Here is a 3,817-nt window from a genome sequence, read left to right as displayed (position 1 = left end):
CGAGCAGCCGGCGCCCGGGCGGCGCGAGCGCCGCCAGCAGCGCCGCCGCGGCGATCGCCGCGTCGTCGGCCGCCGCCAGCGGCGCGATCACGCCCCCCTCGCTGTGCCCCGCGAGCGCCACCCGCGACGGGTCCACGTCGGGGCGCGCGCGCAGCCACGCCACCGCCGCGCGCACGTCGTCGGCGAAGTCGGCCGACGTCGCGGTGCCGAACGCGCCCCCCGAGCCGCCGACGCCGCGCTCGTCGAAGCGCAGCACCGCGATCCCGCGCCGCCCCAGCGTGTCGGCGAGCGCGCGGAACGGCCGGTAGTCGGGGAGCCCGAGGATCTGCCCGTCGCGGTCCTGCGGCCCCGAGCCGCTGATCGCCACCACCACCGGCGCGCGCCCCGCGCTCCGCGGCCGCGTCAGCGTCCCCGCCAGCACGTGCCCGCGCGGCGTCGCCACGCGCACCGCCTCCGCGCCGTACGGCGCCCCCGCCGGCGCGCCGTAGTCCGGCTCCGAGCGCCCGGCCCGCGCGTCGAGCGCGTCGACGCGCACCACGGTGAGCCCCTGCGCCGGCAGCCGCCCGCCGAGCACCGTCCCCGCCGAGTCCACCGCGAGCCGCAGCTCGGCGCCGCCGAAGTCGAGCAGCATCGAGTCGCGCCCGAGCGCCGTCACCGCGACGCCGCTGCGCGCGCCGGTGCCGAGGTGCACCACCGGCAGGTCGCGCCGCAGCCCGTCGATGGTCGCGCCCATGCGCCGCGCGCGCCGCGTCATCTGCTCGGCGAACGCGAACGACGGGTTCACCCACGGCAGCGTCCCGGGCGGCACCGGCAGCCGCTGCCCCGACACGCTCCCCGTGCTCCCCGTCACCACCAGCGTGTCGCCGTCGAAGCGGTACTGCAGCGACGCCGCGGGGCGCGCGTCGGCGGGGGCGTTGAGCGCCCACTGGTAGAGCTGCACGCGGTGCACGCGCCCGTCCGCCTCCGCGCCCGCGCTGTAGGCGAGGCGCTGGCGCTGCGCGCGCAGGAACAGCTCCCCCTCGAAGCCGCCGGGGGTGCGCAGCACGTGCTCGACCCCCACGGTGTCGGCGCCCACGAGGAGCACGAAGCCGCCGCGCGGGGCCGGGGTGAGCGGCGTCGGCGCGACGGCGGCCGGCGGCGGCTGCGTCACCCCGCGGCCCCGCCGGCCAGCGCGCGCAGCAGCGCCAGCATGCGCACGTCGTTGGCGTCGGGCGCGTCGTCGTCCTCGGGCGGCTCGTCGACGGCGTGCGGCGTCTCGAGCACCAGCGGCACGCCGCGCGTGCGCGCGTCGGCCAGCAGCCACGCGAACCCCTCGGCGCCGATCCGCCCCTCGCCGATCAGCGCGTGGCGGTCCTTGTTCGAGCCGAGCGCCCCCTCGCTGTCGTTGAGGTGGAAGAAGCCCGGCGCCTCGCCGGCCGCGCGCTCGAACTGGTCGAGCACCCCCACGACCGCCTCCGGCCCCGCGCCGAGGTCGAACCCCGAGGCGTACAGGTGGCAGGTGTCGAGCCCGTACCCCGCGCGCGGCCGCAGCGAGGCGGGGATCCCGGCCAGGATCGCCGCCACCTCCTCGGGGGTGCGCGCGATGGTGGTGCCGGCGCCGGCGGTGTTCTCCACCATCAGGCGCGTCGGCCCCTCGACCGACTCGAGCGCGCGCGTCATCGCGACGCTCACGCGCGCGATCGCCGCGTCGCGGTCGCCGTCGGTGGCCGCGCCGGGGTGGAAGCACAGCAGCCCGAGGCCGAGCGCGCACGCGCGCTCCAGCTCCTTGGCCAGCCCCGCGGCCGCGCGCTCCCACTTGGCGGCGTCGGGCGTCGCGACGTTGAGCACGTAGGCCGCGTGCGCCATCACGTGCTCGGCGCGCACGCCGCTCCCGTCGAGCGCCTCGCGGAAGCGCGCCGCGCGCTCGGGGCGCACGCCGACCTTCTCGTTGTAGAACTTGGGGACGGCGGTGAAGAGCTGCAGCGCCGCCATCCCCGCGTTCCCGGCGCGGCGGGCGGCCATGGCGATGCCGCCGCTGTCGGGGCAGTGCGAGCCGAAGAGGTGCGTCGGGGCGGTCATGCGGCGGTCATGGCGGCGGGTGCCGGTCGTCGTCGCGCGTCGCGCCGCGCGGGTCGGGGTCGGGGCGGGCGTCGACCTCGCGCGAGAGGTCGAGCATCCACGCCCCCTCGAGGTACTCGACGCTCTGCGGGTGGCGCACGGCGGAGAGGCGCTTCACGACGCCCGCGATGCGCTGCGCCTGCTCGACCACCACCGCCAGCACCTCGCGCTCCTCCCCCGGCTCGACGAGCCCCTGCTCGATCAGCGCGGCGTGGCCGAGGAGCGCGGCCAGCGGGTTGTTGATCTCGTGCTGCAGCGTCATCGACATCTCGCCCACGCCGGCGAGGTAGCGCGCGCGCGCCAGCGCCGCCTCGGCGCTGCGGCGCGCGCCCTCGGCGGCGATGCGCCGCTCGGCGATGGTGAGCCGCGCCGCGAACTGCTCGGCGCCGATCGGCTCGGCGATGTAGTCGTCGGCGCCCGCGTCGAGCACCGCGGCGAGGGCGGCGTTGCCGTCGTGCGGCGTGACGGCGAGCACGAAGGTGACGTGCCCGTCGTCCGTGGCGCGGATGCGCCGGCACAGCGCGAGCCCGTCCATGCCGGGGAGGGCGACGTCGAGCACCACCAGGTCGGGGCGCTCGGCGGAGACGGCGGCCCACGCCTCGCTGCCGTCGCCCGCGACGACGACGGCGTGGCCGGCGGCGGCGACGACGTGCGCGAAGCGCTCGCGCACCTGCGGGTCGTCCTCGGCGAGCAGGACCTTCACGGCGGGGAGGGGCGGGAGGGGCGACGCGGGCCACCGGCGTCGGCGGGCGAGTACACGCTACACCGCGCACACCACGGCGCTAGTCGTGGGCGCGGCACGGCGCAGGGCCGGGTACGGCGAACTTCAGGGTGCCGCGCACTGCGGGATACGACGAACCGGGAGACGGCGTACACCGGGGTACGGCGGACCTCCCGGTGGGAGGCTTCAGGTCCGCCGTACCCCGCTCTCCGGTTCACCCCTGTGTTCGCACCACCCCGCTCTGCGCCGTACCCGGATCTCCGCCGTCCCCTGCCGTGCGCCCTGCCCCGCCCTCACTCGCGCAGCGTCCCGACCCGCACGACGACGCCCGTGGGATACGGCAGCGTCGTCGTCCGCGCGTTCTCCGTCGTCGCGATCTCGCGCGGCGCGGCGCGCTCCACCCACCCCAGCGCCACCCGCCCGCCGGCGAGCCGCACGCGCGGCCGCTCCGCCGACATGCTCCCCACCGACGCCGCGAAGCGCTGCTCCCAGGTGTGGCCCGCGGTGCGCGACACCGCGAGCGACACGAAGGGGCGCCCCCCCGTGTTGGGGTCCTCGTACGCCACCAGCACGCGCTCCCCCGCCGAGGCGACGGCGGTCTGCGCGGGGCGGTCGCCGTAGACGATGACCTGCGGCGGCTCGAACGCCGCGCGCGGGTCCATGCGGTGCGCGTAGAACACGCCGCGCCCCTCGGCGGCGGCCATCGAGTAGGCGAGGTGCACGTAGCCGTTCTCGGCGTCGACGGCGATCGCCGGCGCGGGCCGCTCGCACCCCGCGCCGCCGCGGTCGAGCGTGTCGACGCGCGCCGGCGCGTCCCACGTGCGCCCGCCGTCGGTGGAGCGGCCGGCCATCAGGTCGGCGCCGCGGTCGGGGCGCAGCGCCCACCACGCGGCCACGCGCTCCTCCCCCGGGCCGGCGGCCCACGCGAGCGAGCCCGGGCAGCGGGAAGTCGGATCGTAGCCATGTCGTTCTGTGAGCCAAGGAGTTGAGACCACGATT

The 3,817-nt window shown here is 78.0% G+C and carries 4 protein-coding genes; all 4 read right to left on the bottom strand.

What is annotated here, in order from left to right; translation table 11 throughout:
* Nucleotides 1–1,150, bottom strand: a 1,150-nt coding sequence (locus tag PYV61_RS22195; RefSeq protein WP_275835782.1) for an alpha/beta hydrolase, incomplete at its 3' end; no start/stop codon positions are given.
* Entirely contained in the window at nucleotides 1,147–2,058 is a 912-nt protein-coding gene (locus PYV61_RS22190; RefSeq protein ID WP_275835780.1) for a deoxyribonuclease IV, read from the bottom strand. The genes PYV61_RS22190 and PYV61_RS22195, both read right to left, overlap by 4 nt.
* Before the next feature lie 7 nt (nucleotides 2,059–2,065).
* Entirely contained in the window at nucleotides 2,066–2,800 is a 735-nt protein-coding gene (locus tag PYV61_RS22185) for a response regulator (RefSeq protein WP_275835778.1), read from the bottom strand.
* Between the two features lie 311 nt (nucleotides 2,801–3,111).
* A partial coding sequence (locus tag PYV61_RS22180; RefSeq protein WP_275835777.1) for a sialidase family protein occupies nucleotides 3,112–3,817 on the bottom strand: 706 nt, incomplete at its 5' end.

It is taken from the genome of Roseisolibacter sp. H3M3-2, from assembly GCF_029211165.1.
In the GTDB taxonomy this organism is placed as follows: Bacteria; Gemmatimonadota; Gemmatimonadetes; order Gemmatimonadales; family Gemmatimonadaceae; genus Roseisolibacter.
Note: the sequence above shows the minus strand (reverse complement) of the source record. Positions and strands in the feature narration are given on the sequence as shown.